Origin of the sequence: Streptomyces huiliensis (assembly GCF_020037025.1) — a bacterium.
GTDB lineage: Bacteria > Actinomycetota > Actinomycetes > Streptomycetales > Streptomycetaceae > Streptomyces > Streptomyces huiliensis.
Map to the genome: position 1 here is coordinate 1 of NZ_JAIQLH010000141.1, position 23915 is coordinate 23915.

The following is a 23915-nucleotide window of genomic DNA, read 5'->3' on the forward strand; positions in this document are numbered from 1 at the left end:
CTCCACGCGAGCCTGGCCACCGACGGGCACTCCGCCGTTGGACCGCTCCGTCGACGGCGCGTCCACCCGGCCAACACCGGCGACGGAACCGTCGACACCCGGCGCCTCGGGACCGGGTGCCGCCGAACCCGCTCCGGGAAGCACGGACATATCGGCGGTCGGCACATCCACCCGAACCCGACCCGCAGCCGACGCCCCTCCGTCGGATCGCTCCACCGTCGGCACCCCCACCCCGGCTGCACCGGAGACTGAGCCACCGGCATCCGGCGCGGCGAGCGGGGACGCGACGGCAGTCACTCCATCCGCACGGGCCTGCCCGCCGAACGGCACTCCGCCGTTGGAACACTCGGCCGTCTGCGCGGCCGCCCCAGCCGCCGCGGAGACGTAGCCGCCGGCATCCGGCGCGGCGAGCGGGGACACGTCGGCAGTCGCCCCGCTGGAACGCCCCATCGTCGGCACGTCCGCCCGTGCGGCACCGGAAACAGAGCCACCGGTCCCCGGCACCCCGGGGCGGGGCGTCGCCGAACTCGGCGCGGACAGAACGGACATGTCGGTGGTCGGCACGTCCACACGACCGGGACCCACCATCGCCGGCTCGCCCGCGTCCCCACCGACACCCGCCTTACGACGGCCGGCCGAACCCGGCGCCGTTATAGGGGCCATGTCCGTCGTCGGCACGTCCAGGTGGGCAGGGTCCGCCGCAGCCGGCCGACCGTGGACCGTCGCCGCCGCACCACCGGCCTCGCCGGCACCGGCCTCACGACGGCTCGCCGAACCCGACGCCGGCATGGCGGACGTGTCCGTCGTCGCAACACTCAGCCGGTCGGGGGCAGAACCGTCCGAGACCGGCGACGTCGCCCCCGGCCCTCCTCCCGGGCCCCTCGCCACCTTGCCGGCGTCCGGCGCGGCCGCCGTAGGCCGACGCGCCGGTTCGGCAGCAGACACCGGGGACATGTCCGTGGTGGGCACGTCCACTCGCGCGGGCCCGGGCACCGCCGCCTCCCCCGGGCCCCCGACAACACCCGCCTTACGACGATCGGCCGAACTCGGCTCCGTCAAGGCGGACATGTCCGTAGTCGGCACGTCCACCCGCGCGGAGCCGGGCACCGCCGAACCCGGCCCGGAAAGCGCCGACATGTCAGCGGTCGGCACATCCACACGACCGGGACCCACCGCCGGCTCACCCGCGCCCCCAGTGGCGCCCGTCTTACGACGACCGGCCGAACTCGGCACCTTTATAGAGGCCATGTCCGTCGTCGGCACATCCACCCGCGCCGGGCTGCCCTGCCCGGGCTGTCCCGGCGCGGGCGCCACCGCTCCCGTGCCGGAACCGGCATCGGCACCGGCACCGGCACCGGCACCGGCACCGGCACCGGCACCGGCACCGGCACCGGCACCGGCACCGGCGAAGGGACGGCCGGGAGCGGTCCCGGCCGGGGCGGAGGCTCCCCGCTCGTCGCCGACCGGAGCACCGATCCCGTTTGCCGCATAAGGCGCTTGCGTGGGCGAACCCGGGCGGGCCGCGCCGGCGGCTTCGCCCGGCGTGCCGGCGCCAGGCGCGGCCGGGGCCGCGGACGGACCCGGGAAGGGTCCGAAGCCCCCCTCGGCGACGGGCGGCCGAAGAGGTCCGGGAGCGGCGGGACCGGTCGAATCGACGTCCGCAGCAGGGGCCGTCGTGGCGTACGGGCTGTCGGCCGGCGAGCCCACCGGGCCGAAGACGTCGGCCCGCATCATGCCGTTGCGGAGCATGGCCTCCGGCCCGTGGGCCGCTCCGGGCGCGGTCGGCCGCGCTCCGCCCGGCGGACCGAAGGGCTCGGGAGCGGCACCGAAGGGGGCCGGACCGGGAGCGGAACCCGATACCCCGTCCGCCAGGGGCGGACCGAACACGCCCTGCGGCGCGTCGGCGGCCCGAGGCGGCGGCCAGCCTACGGGCGGCCCCTCGGCGAACGCGGCGGCCGGCACGGGACCGTCCTCCAGGACGATCGGCGGCAGCAGCGCCGTCGGCGCCTCACCGGCGGCCGGACCGGACGGCGGGGAGGCGGCAGCCGACCCGTCGGAACCGAACGCCGGAGCAGCGGACCCGGAGGGTGCGGCCGAAGACGGACCGGCGGACGAGGACCCAGCAGCGGCGAACGGGTCGCCGGCAGCCGCCGAGGGCGCACCCGGGCCGACCGGAGACGGGCCGGTGGACGCGGACGCGGCGGACGCCGGAGAGCCGACGGGGGTCATCGAAGACACACCCGTCGACACCGACAGGCCGACAGGCCCACCCGCCCCGGCCGGAGACGCGTCGGCAGACACGCCCGCCCCCGACACCGGCGCCCCGCCAAGCACACTCCCGCCGGCCGCGGACGAGCCGGTAGGCACAGACCCGGCGGCCACCGCGGAGCCGCCCGGGAACGCAGAAGGCATCCCCGTAGGCGGAGCCGACGGACCGGCAGCCGCACCCGGGCCGGTGGACGCGGTCGCCCCGGGCGCCGACGACCCTCCGGGCGCCCCCGGAGCAGCCACCAACGGACCGGTCGGCACCGACGAACCCGCGGGCGTGGCCCCAGGGGCCAGCGACGTCATGCCCGTAGACGCCGCCACACCGGCAGCCGCACCCGCGCCGGCCGAAGGCGGACCGGCGGACACTCCCGCCCCGGGCGCCGTTGAAGCACCGGACACCCCCGAACCGGCACCCGGGAACGCGCCACCGGGCGTACCGGAAACGGAGGACGCCCCCGGAGCAGCGGGCGCCGACAGCCCCACGGGCCCACCCACCGCATCCGCCGCCCCCGCCACACCGGGCGCGCCCCCCGACCCGCCGGAACCGCGCCTCCGTCGAGCACCCGCCGGCCGCCAGTCCGCCGTGAAGTGGCCGACCAGCAGGTCGGTGACGGCGGCGGGTTGCTCGACGGGGGCCAGGTGGCGGGTGCCGGGGACGACGGCGAGGCGGGCGTCGTGGATGCCGGCGACGAGGACGCGGGCGTCGGCGGGCGGCGTCACCTGGTCCTCGGCTCCGACGAGCACCAGCGTGGGCACGCCCACCCGGTCCAGGCCGGGGCGGGCGTCGAAGGCGGCCAGCGCCTCGCAGGCGGCCGAGTAACAGGGGACGTCGGTGGTGCGCACCATGTGGACGGCCCAGTCCACTATGGCCGGCTGGGCCGCGGCGAAGGCGGGGCTGAACCAGTTCTCGGGCGCGGAGCGCGCCGCGGGGTCCAGGCCGTGAGAGCGCGCCTCGGAGGCCCGGACGCCCCAGGAGTCGGCCGTGCCGAAGCGGGCGGCCGAGCCGATCAGGGCGAGGGAACCGAGCCGTTCGGGCCCGCGCAGGGCGAGTTCGGCACCGATCGCGCCGCCGATGCAGCAGCCCGCGTAGCCGAAGTGCTCGACGCCCAGGACGTCGAGCGTGGCGAGCAGCCGGTCGGTGAGTTCGCCGACCGTCGCCGCGGGGCGAGCGGGCGCGCCGCCGTGGCCCGGCAGGTCGTAGCGGAAGACGCGCCACTGGCGGGTGAGTTCCGGTACCTGCCGGTCCCACATGTGCCAAGTGGTACCCAGCGCAGGGCCCAAGATCAGGACCGGGGCGTCTTCCGGGCCGTCAAAGCGGTATTGCAGGGTGTTCGCCGGTGTCTCACTCACCCGCAAGACCCTCTCACATCCCTTACGGCCGCCCCTATGAGCGGGGTCCTGGCTGTAGCTGTCCGGCCAGGTGGAAGACCTTCCGGGCCGCGCGGCGTTTGGGGCGGCGGACGATTTCGCGCCGGCTCTTGCCTCCCTTGATCCAACCCACGTAACAGTCCTGCGTGCGCGGGCCGCCCCGCGGACGGGCGGAAGTACCGACGTCCCGAGGAACGCTCGACAGGACTGACCCCACACAGCGCAGTGAAGGACGCCCCTCGGACAGTCCGTACGGGAAACCCGAGAATCCGACACGGAGACGGATCTGGTCTGTGCGCCGCCGGGACCACCGCGGCGACCCAATCGACCCGATGCACGTCGTCTGGGAGGCCCAGTAGCGTGGCGCCTTCGCCCGCACTACTTCCACACCCGGCAGCGTCCTCGCTATCTGCGGCTATCTGCGAGCGGTCCGGCGCCGCCGCTGGATGACGGGCCCCGCCTACTGGGCAACCCCCGCCATAGGCCAACCGCTGCAATCCGCTGCCCACCGACGCTGCCGGCAGTACTGGGTGTGCCGGAGCCGACACAACGCCCACACCCATCAGCTGATCAGCCCGTTCCGCCGCGCTCACCACCATCCGGCACGATCACGCCGCGCTCGAAGGGAGGTCGCGCACTGGTAGTTAACGGAATCGCGGCACGGACCGCCGCCAGTCATACGCGGTCGCACAGCCGCACCACCGTCGATGCGGATACCCGCACACCTTGTGAATCTTTCCGTGGCCGGCTTTGCCCATGGCCCGTCGTGCCGCCCTTGGCTATTACGGATTCCACAACGCGCTCGGCTCATAGCGCAACTGGTAGGAACGAACTCCAGCTCCGTTCGTGCGGTAGATGGTGATCGCGCTCAGGAACTGTGACTTGATCTCCGAGGTGCGCTGCCGCTCCTTTCCCTCGACTCCGCTGATCCACTGCTCGATGTGCTCCGGCAACTTGAAGGTAAGCCGGTAGGCATCCTCATCAGGGCCCCATGGAGACAGAGTCCACTCGGCAGTCTCACCGTGCCCAGTCCGCCGGATCCGAACCGAGTGGTCCGGACTGGCATCTGCGTACTCCAAGAACTGCTGTTTGTCATCGGCGGCCAGCGGCAGGATGAACGGGGCAGCGGGGAATCCCAACAGCAGCTCGGCCTCACTGTGCTCCTCGAGCACAGCGACGAAGTCCGCGAGGAGCCGGCTGGCCACGCCCTCGAACTGCGTCGCGCTGGTACCCACCTCAGGCAAGAGGCCAACCGGGCCCGTACCCAGAGCCTCTCTCAGCTCGTTCCGCATCCAGGACACTGGGAAGGACCTGAGGTGGTACGCATTCTGGGCGTCGAACAGTGCACGCGCCGTTGCGTAGAGCGCGTTGCGGAGCCAGTCGAAGGACTCGCCCGACAGGTCTACGAGGGATATCTGGTGCGCCAGGGCATACTTCTGGGCGTCGGCGGTGAAGCCGTTGGCCGAGAACAGGGCGTACGAATATTGGTAGCGCTGGCGGGGTCGGGTACTCGGCAGAGCCATGAAGTTCTCGTTGACGTCATGGAGCACTCCGTGGGCATTACGCACGACCTCCAGCCGACACGGTGTGCGGTAGAACTTGGCCTCCAGGAACAGTCGGACCGGTAGCGAAAAGGCCGGCGTGAAGGCGAACTCCCCCAACACGTCTGCCTGGTGCAGAGCACCACGCCCACGGACCCGGAGGGTGTTCCCTTCTGAAACGAGCTCTACCGGGTCCTGCTGGGCATCCACCAACAACCGGTAGCCGCTGTGCCGAAGCAACCACGCCAGCGACTCTTCCAATAGATAGCCCCTCAACGTGGCACGCGTGGCCATGACGTCCCCCTCCAGTCAGCCTTGCCGAACAACAGCGCAATCAACCGGCATCAACTCGGCGCCGCCACGGCTGAAAATCGCTCTGCCTGCCTGGCCGAATCTTTTCGTCGCGCGCTCCACCTTGGCCCATCGCCGCCAGGTCTGGCTGCGGAGCCCTGCCGTAGCAAGCCCAGGCCGCCCTCGACGTAAGTATCACCCTTTAAGATTCATCCGAGGTTTGGGCCGGGCTTCCTGACGCACTGCCAGAGGTACGGCACGCACACACGCGCACAGCAGACACAGGCGGGGGGCCGCATGCTGGACGGCCGGTGGACAACGGTCACCAAGTCCGAGTACGAGCACGAGCACCGCGGCCTTGAGGCGATCCGTAGGCGCCTGCCGGACGAGGAACCGTGGCGCGCCTGGGCGAACTTCACGTTCACCGCGAACAGCGGGCATGTCCGTGAGGTCGATCTCCTGGTCGTGGCGCCGGCCGGAGTGTTCCTGGTCGAGCTGAAGGATTGGCACGGCTCGGTCCACGGCGGCGGCAACGACTGGGTGCAGACCACGCCGGGCGGGACCAGCCGTCGGCACGGCAACCCGCTGCACCTGTCGAACCGGAAGGCCAAGGAGCTGTCGGGCCTGATCAACGGTGTCTCCGGTCGGCCTGCGGATCGAACGAAGATCTGGGTGGGTGAAGCGGTCTGCTTCACCGACGACAAGCTTCGGGTGAACCTTCCGGCCGCCGATATGAACGGCGTGTTCACGGTCAAGCAGCTCGTGGAGATGCTGGCCGTACCGCCGGGAGACGCCCGGTATCAGATCACGGCCACGACGTCCCGCCTTGTCGATACGGCCTTGAAGAAGCTCCGTATCGCGCCGATCCGCCGCCAGTACGAGGTGGGCTCCTACCTCTTGGAGGCGAAGGCGTTCGACTCCGGGCCCACCTGGGCCGACTATCTGGGCCGCCATTCCCAGTTGCGCGATCTGGCGCGGGTGCGGGTCTTTCTCAGCGAACGCGGCGCCTCCGACGACGAGCGGCGCTCGGTGGAACGGGCCGCCGCCCGCGAGGCGTCGGTGCTCAGCCGGTTTCGCCATCCGGGCGCAGTGCAGCTGAAGAGCTATCTGCCGTCGGGGCACCCCGCCGGCCCCGCGATCCTCTTCGACTACCACCCTGAGACGCTGCGCCTGGACGACTACCTGGTCCAGCACGGGGACGATCTGGACCTGAAGGCTCGCCTCGCTCTGGTGCGGCAGCTTGCCGAGACGGTGCGCTCCGCGCACTCCCGGCGAGTCCACCATCGCACACTCTCGGCACACGCGGTGCATGTCATTCCGCGCGACCGCGGCCCTCGCGGGCGTGAGATCAGCGAAGAGCAGCGTTGGCTGCGCCCGTGGCCGCAGATCGCGGACTGGCAGATAGCCACCGGGCAGAGCGTCAGCCGTGGTCGGCCGTTGACCTTGGCTCCGACCAACGTGTCGGGCTTACATCTCGCGGAGCAGGCCGATCCTTATCTGGCTCCGGAGCTGAAGATTCCGAAAGCCGATCCGGTGCGCCTGGATGTATACGGGCTCGGCGTTCTCACGTATTTGCTGGTCACCGGGCAGGCGCCGGGCGCGAGCCAGAGCGAGGTCATGGCACGCCTGGAGGCCGGCGAGAGTCTGCGTCCGAGCGCACTGGTCGACGGTCTCCATCCGGACGTCGACGATCTGGTGGAAGCGTCCACTGCGTACGAACCCGGTCGACGGCTGTCCACGGTCGACGACTTCCTGGAGATGCTGGAGTACGTCGAGCAGGCGTTCGCCGAGGAGGTGCCGGAGGGCGGGGATAGGGCTGCAGGTGTTGGCGGGGGCGGCGGTTCTGCCACAGTCGGGGGCGAGGAACAGTCCGAGCCAGAGAAAGATCCGCTGGAGGCGGTGGCCGGGGATGTGCTGGCCGGGCGCTGGGAGGTCGTCCGCCGGCTCGGTACGGGCTCAACCGCGCGAGCATTCCTGGTACGGGACTTGGAGGGCGAGCCGCGGCGCAGCGGCGCCCTGCCGGTGGCGGTGCTCAAGGTCGCGTTGAGCGAGGCCAAGCACACAGTCCTGGACCGGGAGGCGCAGGTCCTAGGCCGTATCCACCGGGATTCCAGCATCATCTCGCTGTACGAGCCCGAGCCGCTCACACTGGCCGGGCGCCGGGTCCTGGTCCTGGAGTACGTGGGTGACAGTCGGGAGCTGAAGGACCAGGACGGCGGGACGGTCAAGGGGCCGCGCCGCCGTGAGGACACCGTCGCCCGCCAACTGCGGGACAACGGCCGTCTGGGCATGGACCAGTTGGAGGCGTACGGGAAGTACCTGTTCGGCGCGGTGGAGCACCTGGAGGCGGAGGGGATCTGGCACCGGGACCTGAAACCGGACAACATCGCGATCCGGATCCGCCCCAACGGCACCCGCCAGCTGGTACTGATCGACTTCTCGCTCGCCGGATATCCGGCGAAGGAGATCGAGGCAGGCACCGAGGGCTATCTCGACCCCTTCGTAGGGATCATCACGCGCGGCTCGTACGACGGCCATGCCGAACGGTATGCGCTGGCCGTGACACTGCACGAGATGGCGTCAAACGAGCTGCCCCGATGGGGTGACGGCTCGGTCACGCCCCGGCAGACGGATGCGGAGGAGTGGCCGTACCCGCAGCTGGCGGTCGACGCATTCGAACCGGCCGTCCGGGACGGCCTGGTGGCATTCTTCCGTAAGGCCCTGGCCCGGGACGTGAAGTACCGCTTCTCGGACCTGAAACCGATGGAGCGCGCCTGGCAGAAGATCTTCCTGGACGCACAGCAGACGACGGCGCCGAGCACCGGTCACGGTGAAAAGTCGGCGCGCGGAACAAAAAGCGGCACGGACGCGGTTGCCTGGCCGGCAACGGAGCCGCGGATCGGGCGGGAGGACGACGACGTCTCCGCCGAGCAGGTCCGCGACCAGCAGGCCATGCGCGCCGACCGGAAGACGCCGCTGTCGGTGGCCGGCCTGACCGTCGCGGCACAGTCGCAGCTGTTCGCGATGGGGCTGAACACCGTCGGGGACGTCCTGGAGTACTCGGCGAAGAAGTTCCTCACTGCGCCGGGCATGGGCTCGCGTACTCGGGAGGAGATCCAGCGCCGGCAGAAGGAGTGGAACGCACGCCTGGGCAAGGCGGCTCCCGCGCCGCTCAGCGCGGAGGCCCGCAAGGCGGCGGGCCAGGAGCTCTCCGACCTCGAGCGGGCGGTCGCGGAGTCGATCGCCGCAGCCGACGGAGGCGTCACCGACCCGCAGGTGCTGGGTGGCCTGAGCCTGGACGCGCTCGCCGCCCGCCTGGTGCCGCAGCCGTCCGGCGGCAGCGCCCGCTCCAATGCCAAGGAGCGCGAGGTGGTCCGGCTGCTGCTGCGGCTGCCCGACGAGGCGGGCACGCTGCCCCCGGGCCTGGCGTGGGTCCGGCAGCGGGACGTCGCCGATGCGGTGGGACTCACTACGGGCCGAATCCCACAGATCGTGAAGAATGCGCGCGAGCGCTGGTACAAGAACCCCGCCCTCGCGCTCCTGCGTGAGCAGGTGGTGGAGCTCCTCGCCGAGCGCGGCCGGGTGGCCCCGGTGATCGAGCTCGCCGACGCGCTCATCGCCCGGCGCGGCACCCAGTACGTGGAGCGGCGCAACCGTCGCGCGCTCGCCTTGTCGCTGCTGCGTGCGGTGGTTGAGCGGGAGAGTTACGACAACGAGTCCCCTCCCCTCTTCCGCTACTTCCACGCCCGGATGCCCAAGGGCGCCGATCCCGTGCTCGGCCTGCTCGCCCTGGATGTCCGGGAGGACGTGGACGGCCCGGATACCCCGGCGCTGCCGGCCCTGCAGGAATACGCGCTGAACCTGGGCGTACGGGCCGACCGGCTCGCGGCGCTCGAGTCCCTGCCGACGGCGAGCACTGTCCTCACCGAGCTGGACGCGGTACGACGGCCGCCGGGCAGCCTGGGCTGGGACGAGCGGCGCACCGCCGAGATCGCGGTCGCCGCGTCCACCCGGGCCGCGCTCACCCCGCGCCTGGAGATCTACCCGCGCGACCTGGACCTGGTGCGTGCGCTGCGGATCACCCAGGCCGGTGTGGTCGCCGTGCAGCCGGGCGTCGAGGAGGAGCGGCAGCCGGGCCTGACGGTGGACGCACTGCACAAGCGGGTTGCCACCCGCTTCCCTGACCTGGGCACCGATCCGCTGGCGCCGCGCGAGCTGCCCACGGGCAGTGCCCTGGTCCGTGCTCTGAAGCAGGCCGGCTTCGAGCTGAAGCTGGCGACCCGCTACGACAAGGTCCTCCGGCTCATCCCGGACCGCCCGTACGGTGACACCACCACCGGGCTCACCTCGGCGAGTTGGGGTACCTCGGCAGCGCGCCGCTCTACTCCCACCCAGTACGACGCGGACGCAGCCGTCGCCGCCGCCGTCAAGGCCGAGCAGCGGCTCGCGCACTCGGCCCGGCAGGACGGCTTCCGGGTCCTGACCGTGCCCCAGCGGCGTGCCGAGGAAGCGGTGCGGTGGCTGACCGACGAGCCGTACGGGGCTCGGCCGGTGTCGCTGACCGGACTGTTCGTGGCCGAACTGCGTGGCGTGGTCAGCGAGGCGGCCCGTCCGACTTGGGAGACCGTCCTCAAGGCGGACGCCGCCGAGCCGGGCAGCCGGGCCCACCAGCAGCTGCGCATCCGCACCGACAAGGCATGGGGGCGGATCGAGCCGCGATTGCGGGAGCGGCTGGCGGACGGACATGGCCCGCTGCTCCTCACCGACACCGCGGCTCTGGCCCGGTACGACGCGCTGGACCTGCTCGGTCGGCTCGCGGAGGAGGCTCGGCAAGGCGGCAACCCACTGTGGCTGCTCGTCGCCCAGTCGGATCCGGCGCGGGCGCCGCGGCTGGCCGGGCGGAGTGTTCCGTACCAGGCGGGGTTCGACGAGTGGATCGTCGTGCCCGACGCCTGGGTCGCACGCAAACACCTCGCACCGAACGCCTGACGCATTTCCCCCCTCCTGACCTTGCATTCTTCCGTTCTCTCCCATTCCCACAGGAGCCGTTCGTGATCGACCGCAAGAGCCTCCTCGCCGATCTGCAGAAGCAGGTCAAGGCGGCAGAGACCGACCTTGAGCAGCAGGTCAAAGCCGTCTCGGAGGTCGGAACGCGGCTGCGCGGCGAGTACGAACAGGCCCGGAAGCTGGGCCGTACGGCGGCGACATGGAATGCCTGGCTCGGCGAGCGGATCACCCAGGTCGCGGTGGCCTGGGTGCTCGGCACGGTCTTCGTGCGGTTCAGCGAGGACAACCAGCTGATCGCCGAGCCGTACATCACCGCCCCTGATGTGGCGGGGCGGGAAACCGCGCAGGCTAGGTACGAGGAATACCTGGAGAAGGACGCCGACCCGACGTACCGAGGGTGGCTGGAGACCGCGTTCGCCGAGCTGGGCACGGGCCAGGCCGGGCGGCTGCTCTTCGACCGCGCTCACAACCCGCTCTACCAGATCCCACTCTCACACGACGGCGCGGGCGCACTGCTCGCGTTCTGGCGGGAGCAGCGCGCCGGCGAGGGCAGCGGCGACGAAGGTGAAGGCGGTCCGGTCCTCGTACACGACTTCCGCGACCCGCTGAGCGACGACGGCACCGAGGGCTGGGACACCCGGTTCCTGGGCGACCTGTACCAGGACCTGAGCGAGGCGGCACGCAAGACGTACGCGCTGCTGCAGACGCCGGAGTTCGTGGAGGAGTTCATCCTCGACCGGACGATGACCCCGGCGGTACGGGAGTTCGGCTTCGAAGAGCTGAAGATGATCGACCCGACCTGCGGGTCCGGCCACTTCGTGCTCGGCGCGTTCCGGCGGCTGGTGCGGATGTGGGCTGAGCAGCGGCCTGAGGTCGGCTCTTACGAGCGGGTGCGGGCGGCGTTGGAGTCTGTGCACGGGGTGGACCTCAACCCGTTCGCGGTTGCGGTGGCCCGCTTCCGGCTCCTGGTCGCGGCGATGGCCGCGAGCGGCATGCGGACGTTCGCAGAGGCGCGGAAGTACGAGTGGCCAATCCAGCTCGCGGTGGGCGACTCGCTGCTGCCGACGGAGCACCGGCAGGAGGGTCTCTTCGGCGACAAGCAGCTGAGCCTTGGCGACAGTGTGGAATCGGGCGACGCTGAAGACCCGTACTACGCGCTGAGCACAGAGGACGTGTTCGAGTACCCGCAGATCCTGAACCGGGGCCGCTACCACGTAGTGGTGGGAAATCCTCCGTACATCACAGTCAAGGACAAAACACTCAACCAGCTGTATCGCAAGCTGTACGACGCGTGCGCGGGTACGTACGCGCTGTCGGTCCCGTTCGCACAGCGCTTTTTCGAGCTTGCAGTTCGGGGCGAAGCCAAGTCCGGGCTCGGCTATGGCATGGTCGGCCAAATCACGGCGAATTCATTCATGAAGAGGGAGTTCGGGACGAAGCTGATCGAGAGCTTCTTCCGGGATCAGGTCGAACTGGCAGAGGTTATTGACACGTCGGGGGCCTACATCCCGGGGCATGGGACGCCAACGGTCATCCTCGTCGGCCGCCCGCTGGATTACATGGGCCCTCGCCGGGCCACCATCCGCACGGTCCGGAGCGTTCAAGGGGAGCCAGCGGCTCCGGAAAAGGCGGAGGACGGACTCGTCTGGCGGGCTATCACGCAACAGGTCGACTCCCCGAACTCCGAGAGTGACTGGATCAGCGTTCGCGACCAGCAACGTGACGACCTGGCAAAGCATCCCTGGAGTCTCGCAGGAGGTGCCGCACCAGACATCCTGAAGATCGTCGACAGCACGGGAAATCGGCTGCGAACTGCGTCAGAAGAACTCGGATTGTCCATCGTTACTGGCGAGGACAACGCCTTTGGTTCGGTGAACACTGCTGCCGCCCGCCAACGAGGTGCCAGGCCCACTGCTGTCGCCAACGGCGATGAGGTACGGGATTGGGGACTCACCGGCGCGACCTGGCTCACCAGCCCGTACGACCAGGATATGAAGCTCCTCGAAGGCGCAGAGATCGAGGACTTGCTGCGCTTCATGTGGCCACTGCGTCATGTACTGGAACTTCGCAAGCGCTTCAGTATCACGATGCTAGACAGGGGAATTCCTTGGATTTCATGGCGTGAGGTTTACGACTCCCGCACCAAAGCGCAAAAATTGATCGTTTACGCAAAAGTTGCGACGCATAATCACTTCTACCTCCAGACCGGCCGACTCCCCGTAAAGGACTCGGCTCAGGTAATCAAGCTCCGTGAGAACGCCACAGCAGAAGAGCATCTGGCACTGCTTGGATTGCTCAACAGCTCCACGGCCGGGTTCTGGCTGAAGATGGTGAGCCACGACAAGGGGATTCGCGGAGAGGGGGGCGGATTCACTAGCGATGACTGGGAGCGCTTCTACGAGTTCACCGGTACCAAGCTCCAAGAATTCCCGCTTCCCTTTGAATACCCCACCGCCATCGCCACCGAGCTGGACGCACTTGCCCAGCAGCTCTCCGCCACGACCCCCGCCGCCCTCGCCGCCGAGGCAGTCCCCACCGCTTCCACTCTCCGCGCGGCCCAGGTCCGCTACACTTCCCTCCGCGCCAGCATGATCGCGCTCCAGGAGGAGCTGGACTGGCAGGTGTACACCTTCTACAACCTGCACTCCGAGGACCTGCACCTGCCTAACATTGCCGATGTGCCCGAACTCGCACTCGGCGAGCGGGCCTTCGAGATTGTGCTGGCGCGTCGGGTCGCGACCAGCGAGGCTAGTGGCGAGTGGTTTGAGCGGCACGAGTCCAAGCCGATCACGGAGATCCCCGTGCACTGGCCCGCCGACTACCGGGCGCTCGTGCAGAGGCGGATCGAGGTCATCGAATCGAACCGTGCGATCGGCATGATGGAGCGCCCGGAGTACAAGCGGCGCTGGGCCACCAAGGGCTGGGATGCGATGCGGCAGAAGGCGCTGAAGTCCTGGCTACTCAACCGAGTCGAGGACCGCATCCACTGGTTCGATGCCAGCGGAAACCCCACTGTAACCACCCTGGCCCACCTCGCCGAAAACCTTTCCTCTGACGAGGACTTCGTGTCCGTCGCCGAGCTGTACGCACCCCGACAGGACCTCGCGAAGACCGTACGCGAACTGCTGTCCGAGGAGCACGTGCCGTTCGTGTCAGCCCTGCGGTACAAGCCCGCCGGGCTAAAGAAGCGCGCCGACTGGGAGTACGTCTGGGAGAGGCAACGCGAGGAAGACGCCGCTCCTGACGAGCCCGCCAAACAGAAGATCCGCAAGAAGACGCCCATGCCCCCGAAGTACACCTCGGCGGACTTCCTGAAGCCGAGCTACTGGCGTGCGCGCGGCAAGCTCGACGTGCCCAAGGAGCGGTTCATTTCGTACGGCACAGTCAACGTGCAGTCACCGGAGCTGTACGGGTGGGCCGGCTGGGATCATCTGGAGCAGGCGCTCGCGCTCGCCTCATACATCCAGCAGGCCGGGCTCGGTGACGACGAGCTCGTGCCCTACCTGGCGGGGCTGCTTGAGCTGCAGCCGTGGCTCGAGCAGTGGTACGGCGAGTACGACCCGGAGTTCGGGGCGTCGCCGGCCGCCGAGATCCTGGCGTTCCGACAGCAGAAGCAGGGCGAGCTCGGGTTGACCGACGATGCGCTGCGGGCCTGGCGTCCGGCCGCGGCCACGCGCGGACGCGGCGTGAAGAAGGCCGCTGTACCGAAGCAGCGCACGAGCAAGAAGGCCGCCGTCCAGACGTCGTTCACCGACGTCGACACGGACACCGTCACCGATGCCGTCAGCGGCACAGAGTCCGCCTGAACAGGCGAGGAGCAGATACACCATGGCGTTCATGAGCAGGAACACCCCTCGCCCCGAGGACCGGCCGCTGCTTCGGGAGTTGATTAACGTCCCCGAGTCGGTGTCCACTTCCGACTTCGTGCTGAAGCTGAACGAGGCGGTCACTCCCGAGGGGGCCGAGGCGGCGCTGAAGGACTACGTCGTCACCGACCGGCTGCTCGGCAACTTCGACGAGGCCCTCGACCTGATCAAGTCGGCACTGGACAGCCACTCGTCCAAGGCTGCCTACCTGCACGGCTCATTCGGTTCCGGTAAGTCGCACTTCATGGCGGTGCTCTACGCGCTGCTGTCGCGGAACCAGGCCGCCCGGACGCGCGCCGACCTCGACCCGGTGCGGACCCGGCACGCCTGGCTGGACGCGGACAATCGCAAGTTCCTGCTGGTGCCGTATCACATGCTGGGCTCCAAGTCCCTGGAGCAGCGCGTCCTTGGCAAGTACGTGGAGCACGTGCGCAAGCTGCACCCCACATGCTCACTGCCACAGGTCTACCGGACCGACGGACTCTTCGAGGACTTCGCCGAGCAGCGCCGCCGCAACGGCGACGACCGGGTGATCGAGCAGCTCGCCGACGCCGGCGACGGCCAGGAAGACGAGTGGGGCGACTCCTTCGCCTGGACCACCGAGCTGCTCGACCAAGCAGTGAACGCGCCAGAGGAGCACGAGAACACCAAGGATCTCGACCTGGAGAACCCCTCCACGCCGCGGGAACTGCGGGCGCGTCTCGTACAGGATCTCGCCCAGACCCTGTTCCCGTCGTTTTCGCGTAACGCCTCAGAGGATGCCGACGGGTTCGTTTCCCTGGACAAGGGGCTCGGCATCATAGCCGCGCACGCCAAGTCCCTGGGATACGACGGCCTGGTCCTCTTCATGGACGAGCTGATCCTGTGGCTGGCCTCCCGCATCCACGACCAGAAGTTCGTCTCACGCGAAGCCGACAAGATCACGAACTTCGTGGAGGGCGGCGATGAGCGGCGTGCCATCCCGGTGGTGTCGTTCATTGCCCGCCAGCGCGACCTGCGCGAACTCGTCGGCGAGGAGATGTCGGGGGCCGCTGAGGCAGCCGTCCAGGACAGCCTGAAGCTCAGCGGCGGACGGTTCGACAAGATCGTCCTGGAGGACCGCAACCTCCCGCAGATCGCGCAGGCTCGTCTGCTCACGCCTACCACCCCCGAGGCGGAGGCGAAGGTGGAGGCGGCCTTCGCCGAGGCCAAGAGGCTCGGTCCGGACGTCTGGGACACCCTGCTCGGCCACGACAAGTCCACCACCGGCGCGGACGAGGCCGCGTTCCGGCGGACGTACCCGTTCCCGCCGGCGTTCATGGACACCCTGGTGCACATCTCCGCCGCGCTGCAGCGCTCCCGCACCGGTCTAAAGCTGATGAGCCAGCTGCTCGTCGATCACCGTGACGACTGGCGGCTCGGGCAGCTCGTACCGCTGGGCGATCTGTACCCGGCGATCGCGGGCGGCGGTGACAAGGCGTTCAGCGGGGAGACCAGTGTTCACTTCGAGGCTGCAGACAAGCTGTACCGGGACAAGCTTCGCCCGTACCTACTGAAGACCAACCAGGTCACCGAGGACCAGGTCGAGGCGTACCGGCGCCGTCCCGCTGCCCTCGGCGACCCGCAGCTCGCCGCCCGTTGCCGCGACTTCACCGGCGACAGCCGGCTGCTTCAGACCTTGCTGCTCTCCGCACTCGCGCCCAGCGTCCCGGCGCTCGCCGATCTCACGCTGGCGCGGCTGCATGCCCTCAACCACGGCTCCATCACCACCCGCATCGCAGGCACCGAGGTCGGTCGGCTCGAGCAGAAGGTGAAGGAGTGGGCGGCGACCTTCCCTGAAATCAAGGTCACAGGGACCGGGCCAGGGGCGGTGGTGCGTCTGGAGCTCACCGGTGTCGACCTGGACGCCGTTCTCGCGAACGCCCAGGTCCACAACAACCAGGGCAACCGACGTGCCAAGATGCGCGGCCTGCTCAAGGAGGCGCTCGGCGTCACCGATGGGCCCGGCGGCTTCGACGCGTACGACGTGCTCAACTTGGTGTGGAGGGGAACCGAACGGCAGGTCGAGGTGGTCTTCGGTAACGTCGCCGAGGTCGACTCGCTCCCCGAGGCGACCCTGCGGCCCAGCCAGGACGACGCTTGGCGGCTCGTTGTCGACTTCCCGTACGACGAGGGCGAGTTCGGGCCGATGGACGACCTGCAGCGGCTGCGCGCTCTGCGGGAGAAGCCCGGCGGCGACTCTCGCACCCTGGCCTGGCTGCCCACCCACCTGACCGATGCCGCCCGCGGCGACTTCGAGCGCCTCGTCGTCATCGACAAGGCCCTCGCCGACGAGGTCCGCTTCGACTCCGACTTCGCGCGCAGCCTCAACGCCGACGACAAGGTGCGCGCCAAGGGCATGCTCCAGTCGCAGCTGGCCATCCTTACCGAGCGCGTCACCCAGGCGTTGCGGCAGGCGTACGGGCTCGCGCAGAAGCAGGAAGGGGTTGTCGACCTCAGTTTCGATACCCATCTGGTCGCCCAGCAGGATGTTCCCGAGCTGCGGCTTCCGCTTGGTGCATCCCTGGATGCCGCCGCCCGCGACGTGGCCGGCAAGCTGCTCGCCCACCAGTACCCCGCCCACCCCGACCTGGATCCCGACGGCACGGGCAAGCCTGTGAAGCCTGCCGAGATCAGGGCCGTCTTCGAGTACGTGCGCAAGGCCGCCGAGGACCGCGACGGCCAGGTCGAGGTCGATTCCAAGGACCGCAAGACCATGGCGCGGATCGCGGGCGGCCTCGGGCTCGGCGCCATGCGGGAGGCGTACTACCGGCAGTCCACGGCCTGGACCGACCACTTCAACGCCCAGGTACGCCGGAACGGCACCGCCGAGCCGACCCTGGTCAAGCTCTCCGACTGGAGTGATCTTCCCGAGCCGCGCGGACTGCCCGAGCCCCTGCGCCGGCTGCTCGCCGCCGCGTACGCGGAGATGACCGACCGGGTCTGGGTGCGCGGCGGCGCTCCCGTCGAACCGGCGCCGGCACCGCACGAGCTGAAGCCGGACTACGCCCTGCGCGAGCAGCAACTGCCCGACGAGAGCGACTGGGAGCAGGCGCGCAAGCGCTTCGAGACCGTGCTCGGTGACCGGGCGCCGCAGCTGCGGCGCGGGCGTATCGTCAACCAGTTCGCCGGACAGATCAAGCGGGCGGCCGCCGCACTCTCCCAGGACGCCGGGCGGCTCGTCGGGGAGCTGGAGAAGCATCGGGACTTCCTCCAGCTGAATGACGGTTCACCCCGGCTCGTGCTCGCTCGGCGCGCGCAGGAGCTGGTCAAGGAGGTGACGGAAGCCGGCATCGAGGCGAAGACCGTCGTGGAGCGGCTCGCCCGCTTCGACCTCGGCGATTTCACCGCCCACCGGTACGGCATGTCGTTGAAGAGCGCCGGGAAGGTCGCCGGCGCGTTGCAGAGCACCAGCTGGGACCAGCTGGGTTTGGCCGACACCCTCGGCGTGCACGGCGCGGCCGTCCTGGAGCGGGTGCGGGATGCCGCCGCCGGCGACCCGGGCGACTACCCGGATCTACCGGGTGTGCTGAATGCCGGTGGCCGGGAGGTGCTGTCCTTGCTGAGGTCTCGCCAAGCCTCGGCTGAGCGCCCCCAGCCGTCGCCCACTCCGCCGCCGAGCTCCGATGGCGTGGATTTGAACGGCGGTTCCGCCCACCCGCTGGTGCTGCCGGAGACGACGCAACAGCCGGGCCTGCGCACATCGTCGCGGGCCGCGGCCCGCTCCGGCGGCGGGCGGACCACCGCAGCACAGGCCGCCGCCGAGCTGCAAGCGGAGATCGCGGCGCTGGCGGCCGAGCACCCGAACGCCATCGTCGAGGTCACCTGGAAGGTCGTCGACTGATGTCCGACACCCTCACCACAGCTTCCGCGACTGCCGGCCCCGCCCGGCTGTCCGCGGGAACCGTCCGCCAGTACCTCGCCACCCGCAGCCGGCTCGGCGACGGCGCCGTTCGCGTACTGCTGCTGCGGGCCGCTCCCATCTGGGACGGGCCCGCCGTGCAGCGGACAGCGGGCGGGCTGCAGGCGCGGGTGGCCGCCGCGCCGTCAGTGCTGGCCGTGCACGAGCAGATCCTGGGCCACCTCGACGCGGCGGTTCCTCCCGACCCCAAGGTCCTGGTCGTCCTCACCGACGTCGAGGACACCGACCTCGACCCCGGGCTGCTCGCCCGCGTCTACGGCGGAAGGATACGGTCCGTCGACAACTGGGAGGTCGTACAGGAGGCGTTCGACGCGCGCGGTCTCGACGGCCGGCTGCGCAGCGAGACCTGGGCGGCCGAAGCGCTCCTCGACGCAGCGGCGAACCGCGGCTGGCCCTCGCTCGGCAAGGGACTCCTCTCCCGCGACGAGGCCCTCACGCGGCTGGCCAGGCGACGGCTGAGGCTCGACCGCCACCACAAGGACGCGTTGGGCGGGCCGGCCGCACACGACGACGGAGACCGCATCGATCCCGTCGCGCTGTTCCGGTGGACCCTCATCCCCGGCGGCCCCGACCTCCTGCGTGACCTGCGTGGACCGGAACGGGCCGGCCTGGCCCGCTTCCTCGCCGAACCCGAGCAGGGAGGCTCCACCGGCAGGATCGTCACCGCCCTGGTGGAAGCCGAGCACGGGGCGGACGCGGCCGCATACGCGGTCGTCTGCGCGGCCCTTTGGGGGCACGCGGAGGCCGACCACGACTTGTACCGGGCACGCGGGCGCGCCGAGCGGTGGCTCGGCGACCAGCCGCCCGCCCAGGGCGACGAACTCGACAGACTCCTGACTTCCTTCGGGCGCAACGGCGAGGCGTACGTCCACGGCCTCGTCGACCGGGGCGAGCATCGGCTCGCCGACCCGGTCTTGAGCAGAGCCGCGCAGCTCGTCGCCCAGTTCGGGGCACAGACCGCCGCAGCTGCCAGCCCGCTGCTCGCGGCCGGACTCGACGCCCGCTTCACCGCCGCGGGACGCGCCCTGGCCGACGGCGGTACGGAGGCGGTCACAGCCACCGTCACCGCGTTGGTCAAGCACGCCCTGGCCTCCGACGGCGCCACCCGCGCCCGTATCAAACGGGTACGGATGGCGGCGCGGCTGCAGCGGTGGCTCACGTCCCGGTCTGCCCCCGACATCGCCTCGGTGGCCGACGGAATCGCCCGTCAGATGCACGAACTCGGCTGGGTGGACCGGGCCCTGGAACATCTGGATGCGGGTGGCGACGCGGACGACGTACTCGCCGACGCCTACAGCCGGATCGGCGCGCAGGTGCGAGCCAAGCGCCGCGAGCTGGACCGCGCATTTTCCGAGCGGCTCGCGGGGTGGACCGCCGACGGAACCGCCCCCGGCGCCATGCTCACCGTGGAAAGCTTCCTGGACCGAGTCGTCGCGCCCATCGTGGCCTGCCCCGGCCGACGCGTTCTGCTCCTTCTCGTCGACGGGATGAGCGCGGCGATCGCGGCCGAACTGGGTGAGGAACTGCACGGACACTGGTCCGAGTTCGATCCGCTGCAGGACGCGGCCGGAGCACCGGCCCGGCGTGCCGTGGCCGCTGCGCTGCCCACCCTGACCGCCGTCTCCCGTACTTCGCTGTTCGCAGGCACTCTGATGATGGGCGACCAGAGCGACGAGAAGCGGCTCTTCCCCCTGCACTCCTGCTGGAACGGGGCCCCGGCTGCCGTCTTCCACAAGGACGACCTCCGCAGCCCCGACACCGGCTCCCCCTTCTCCACTGCTCTCGCCGACGCGCTCGCCGACGGGCACACCCATGTCGCAGTCGTCCTCAACACCGTGGACGACCGGCTCGCCAAGGAGCAGAAGCTTGGCGACGGCACCTGGGAAGCGAAGGAGATCGGCGGCCTTGAGCCGCTGCTGCGAGCCGCCCGCGCCAACGACATGACCGTGCTCCTCACCTCCGACCACGGCCACGTGATCGAGCGACGCAGCAGCAGAGTTGATGTGACCGGTGCCACCATCGGCTCGGCCCGTCACCGCAGCCCCGGCGGTCCCATCACGGCGGCCGAGATCGAGCTGTCCGGGCCACGGGTGGTCTGGCCCGAGCCCGGATCAAAGATCATCGCGCTGCGGGACCACGACACTCGGTACACCTCGCTGAAGGCCGGCTACCACGGCGGGGCGACCCTCGCCGAGTTCGCCATCCCGCTGCTCGCCCTGCTGCCGTTCGGCGCCGAGCCACCCACGGGGTGGCGGGAGTTGGGCGACCCGGCACCCTCCTGGTGGGCGGAGAACCCTCAAGATAGCGCCGCAGCGGACACCGGAGGCACCAAAGCCGACGCGGGTGCCCTGCCTGACACCTCCGTAGCGCGCCCGCGTCGGAAGCAGACCACGAAGGCCGCCTCGCTCGTAATCGAGGGAGCCATCAGCCTCTTCGGCGAGGACGAGGTCGCGCCGTCCGCACCGCAGGAACCCACCTCCCCTGTGGTGGAGCCTGCGGCCGTATCGGCCTCCGCTCCGGCAGAGGACGCGGCCACCGCTCTGGTGGAACGCCTCATGGCCACCGAGCTGTACCAGGCACAGCTGGACCTGCTCGCCCGCAGGTCGCTCTTGGGTAAGGCCGCTCCGAAGGCTCTCGCCGCGCTCGTCGAGGCGGGCACCCTGCCGATGACGGCCCTCGCCGAACGCGCAGGCCAACCTGCTTCCCGAGCGCGCGGCTTCGCCACGACCCTGGCTCAGCTGCTCAACTACGACGGCGCCCAGATCCTGGAGATTCTTCCCGACAACCGCACCCTGCGCCTGCACCGAACCCAACTGATCGAGCAGTTCGAGCTGTGAACCAGAGAACGCTGCGGCTGTGACGGGCGGGGCGGTTCGCCACCCCGCCCGTTCCGCGCGCCGGCCGCCCGGTCTCCACACGGGTGTCCGGCCGCTCTTGGGCCTAACATCGGTCGTCGCCACCGGCCCCAATGGGGGCGGGCACCCGCATATTGAGACGGGCGATCTCTATGCGGGACCGGTGCCCTTGAGGACCGACTCCAGGCTTTCCCCGTTCTCCGCCCACCGCCGCAACTCCTCGCGGCCGATCAGCCGCACGCGGCAGTCTTCCGCTGCCCACCCCTTCGCTCCGCCGGTGAGCCTTCCATTCGTCACGACGACGGGCAACGTCGAGGGGTGCGTGGCCATGGCTCCGCCGTACAGGTGTTGCACGACGGGCTGGCCCACCGAACCACCGCCGGCGAGGAAGTGCTTCGCCTGCACCATCACGAACCGCCCGAGGGGATCGGCCGCGAGGACATCGGCGCCCATGTCCCCGGGACCCCCACCCGAGCGGATGATCCGGTATCCGTCACGGTCGAGGAGGTCGGCGATCAGCCTCTCGAACTGGCTGTGGTGCAGTTCGTCGATGTCCTCCAAGTCCATCAACGTGGGCTCCTGGAGGAGGGGGCCTTCCAGGGCCTCCCTGACCACCCGTCGGAGGCGCGTCAACCGCAAGATGACGTCCTTGTGCATGATGCGGGTGAACACCGCGTGCTCGGCATAGCGCTTGACAAACAAGGCGGTTGGCCCAAAGAGGATCCCGCCCTCCGCTCTCAGTAGCGGCGACGCAGCGTAAGTGAAGGTCTCCGAGATCTCGTCCGCCAGGTTCCAACCGGAGGAGTACGGGAATGTATCCCCGATCCGATCGGAAAGACGCTCCGCTTCCTGCCGACGCCGTTCCGACTTCAGGTCGGCCGCCATCAGCTCCCGGAAGATTTCGGTGAGCGTGTCTTCGATTTCGCCGACTACGTCGTCACATCGCTTTACATCGCGTAGGAGACAGCGATCGTCTTCAACCAGGCCGAGGACAAGAGCATCGATCCGGGGGGCACGGGCGACGGTCTCCTGGTGAGCCTGCAACACCGTGACGCAGCGTTTCAGCTTGCCTTGCAGGATCAGCAACCGCTGACGCATGCCCTCGGTACCTGTCTCTGTGCCAGGCAGGAGGGCTTGCCCAAGCTCCGGCCCCCGTAGCGCCCGTCGCCAAGCCATCGTCCGCGCCGTGCTCATTTGGATACTCAAGGTCCCCCCTCGGATGTTTCACGCCGAGGGGAAGCCTAGGTGATGCCATGTCGTACACAACCTGGTCGGAGCCGTACTCGGCCGGGATCACCGCCGCGAGCCTCAGCCAGTCTGTTCGTCTTGCGCTGCGATTCGTATGCGGCGGCCGGATGGGAGACTGTTCGGGTGAACGCGTTTGGATCTTCAGCATCCGGGCCCGCCGCCGCCCCGGTCGGCGCCGTACGACGGCGGGCCGTGGTGGACGCACTGCGGCGTGGCGCCGTGCCCGAGAGTGGCCTCGACTTGCTCGCCACCGGACTCGGTCGCTTCGAGCAGGCGGTCGACGAGGAGCTGGACACCGTCGCCGCCGGCGGCTCGGTGTTCAAGGCCGTGCGTGGCGAGTACGGCTCCGGCAAGACCTTCTTCACCCGCTGGCTCGGCGAGCGAGCCAAACGGCGCACGTTCGCCGTGGCCGAGGTGCAGGTGTCAGAGACCGAGACCCCACTGCACAAGCTGGAGACTGTCTACCGGCGGCTAACCGAACGCCTGACCACCGCGAGCTTCCCGCCCAGTGCCCTGCGCCCGGTCGCCGACGCCTGGTTCTATGCGCTGGAGGAGGACGCACTCGCCGACGGCGTGGGGGAGAGCGAACTGCCGGAGGCCGTGGACCGACTGCTTACTGCCCGCCTGGCCGAAGTGTCCAGGCAAGCCCCGGCGTTCGCCACCGCCCTGCGCGGATACAAGCAGTCCTTGGACGCCGGCGACGAAGCCACCGCCGCTGCGGTGCTGTCCTGGCTCGGGGGCCAGCCGCACGTCGCCGCGGCCGCCCGGCGCAGCGCAGGGGTCCGAGGCGACCTCGACCACTTCGGCGCCTTCGGCTTCCTGCAGGGCCTGCTCACCGTGCTCCGGGACGCCGGGCACGCCGGGCTCGTCCTCGTCCTGGACGAAGTGGAAACCCTGCAACGGGTCCGCTCCGACGCTCGCGACAAGGCACTCAACGCACTGCGGCAGCTCATCGACGAAGTCCACTCGGGCCGCTTCCCCGGCCTGTACCTCGTCATCACCGGCACGCCCGCCTTCTACGATGGGCAGCAGGGCGTACAGCGACTCGCACCGCTCGCCCAACGCCTCGCCACCGACTTCACCACCGACCCCCGCTTCGACAACCCCCGGGCCGTCCAGATACGGCTGCCCGGATTCACCCAAGAGTCACTGACCGGCCTGGGCGCCACCATCCGTGACCTGTACGCCGAAGGCTCCCGGTCCCCCGACCGGATCAAGCAGCTCGCCGACGACACGTATCTCACCGACCTGGCACGGGCCGTGGGCGGGGCCCTTGGGGGAAAGGTCGGAGTAGCACCACGGCTGTACCTGAAGAAGCTGGTCGGAGACGTACTCGACCGGATCGACCAGTTCCCGGACTTCGACCCGCGCACGCACTACAAGCTGACCGTGGGCAGTGGTGACCTCACCGCCACCGAACGGAACTTCGCCGCGCCCGTGCCGACCGCCTCGGCGGACGACCTCGAACTCGAACTGTGAAGACCCACTTCCCGAGTCCCGAACTTTGACGACCAGCGCAGGAGTCACAGAC

The 23915-nt window shown here is 69.8% G+C and carries 7 protein-coding genes and 1 pseudogene; 5 read left to right on the forward strand and 3 right to left on the reverse strand.

Annotation, left to right across the window (positions count from 1 at the left end; all coding sequences use genetic code 11):
* Positions 1-2840: 2840 nt before the first annotated feature.
* Together JNW98_RS22700 and JNW98_RS22705 are read right to left on the reverse strand one after the other, a co-directional pair.
* Positions 2841-3618, reverse strand: a pseudogene (locus JNW98_RS22700) (alpha/beta fold hydrolase); the annotation flags it as partial.
* Positions 3619-4418: 800 nt separating this feature from the next.
* A complete protein-coding gene (locus JNW98_RS22705) occupies positions 4419-5471 on the reverse strand; it encodes a PDDEXK family nuclease (protein ID WP_223770117.1) in 1053 nt (350 codons plus the stop codon).
* 294 nt (positions 5472-5765) lie between these two features.
* Between JNW98_RS22705 and pglW the strand changes: the two genes are divergently transcribed.
* The 4 genes from pglW to pglZ all read left to right on the forward strand — a co-directional run bounded on the left by pglW (position 5766) and on the right by pglZ (position 21118).
* Positions 5766-10457 carry a BREX system serine/threonine kinase PglW gene (gene pglW / locus JNW98_RS22710; RefSeq protein WP_223770118.1) on the forward strand — a complete coding sequence of 1564 codons (4692 nt, stop codon included), beginning with the start codon at positions 5766-5768 and terminating at the stop codon, positions 10455-10457.
* A 62-nt stretch (positions 10458-10519) separates the two neighbouring features.
* A complete protein-coding gene (pglX, locus tag JNW98_RS22715) occupies positions 10520-14281 on the forward strand; it encodes a BREX-2 system adenine-specific DNA-methyltransferase PglX (RefSeq protein WP_223770119.1) in 3762 nt (1253 codons plus the stop codon).
* Between the two features lie 22 nt (positions 14282-14303).
* Entirely contained in the window at positions 14304-18203 is a 3900-nt protein-coding gene (pglY, locus tag JNW98_RS22720; protein WP_223770120.1) for a BREX-2 system ATPase PglY, read from the forward strand.
* Positions 18203-21118, forward strand: coding sequence for a BREX-2 system phosphatase PglZ (pglZ, locus tag JNW98_RS22725; protein WP_223770121.1), 2916 nt, complete (start codon positions 18203-18205; stop codon positions 21116-21118). Before pglY ends, pglZ begins: the two co-directional genes overlap by 1 nt.
* A 168-nt stretch (positions 21119-21286) precedes the next feature.
* Here pglZ and JNW98_RS22730 read toward each other — a convergent pair whose 3' ends face one another.
* Complete coding sequence (locus tag JNW98_RS22730; RefSeq protein ID WP_223770122.1) at positions 21287-22234, reverse strand: restriction endonuclease; 948 nt, start codon at positions 22232-22234, stop codon at positions 21287-21289.
* Between the two features lie 273 nt (positions 22235-22507).
* Between JNW98_RS22730 and brxD the strand changes: the two genes are divergently transcribed.
* Positions 22508-23863, forward strand: a complete 1356-nt coding sequence (gene brxD, locus JNW98_RS22735; RefSeq protein WP_223770123.1) for a BREX system ATP-binding protein BrxD — start codon at positions 22508-22510, stop codon at positions 23861-23863.
* Positions 23864-23915 lie beyond the last annotated feature (52 nt).

Coding starts and splice junctions, on each gene's coding strand:
- pglZ (WP_223770121.1), top strand. CDS start 18,203: ATGTCCGACACCCTCACCACAGCTTCCGCGACTGCCGGCCCCGCCCGG.
- JNW98_RS22730 (WP_223770122.1), bottom strand. CDS start 22,234: ATGCGTCAGCGGTTGCTGATCCTGCAAGGCAAGCTGAAACGCTGCGTC.
- pglW (WP_223770118.1), top strand. CDS start 5,766: ATGCTGGACGGCCGGTGGACAACGGTCACCAAGTCCGAGTACGAGCAC.
- JNW98_RS22705 (WP_223770117.1), bottom strand. CDS start 5,471: ATGGCCACGCGTGCCACGTTGAGGGGCTATCTATTGGAAGAGTCGCTG.
- pglY (WP_223770120.1), top strand. CDS start 14,304: ATGGCGTTCATGAGCAGGAACACCCCTCGCCCCGAGGACCGGCCGCTG.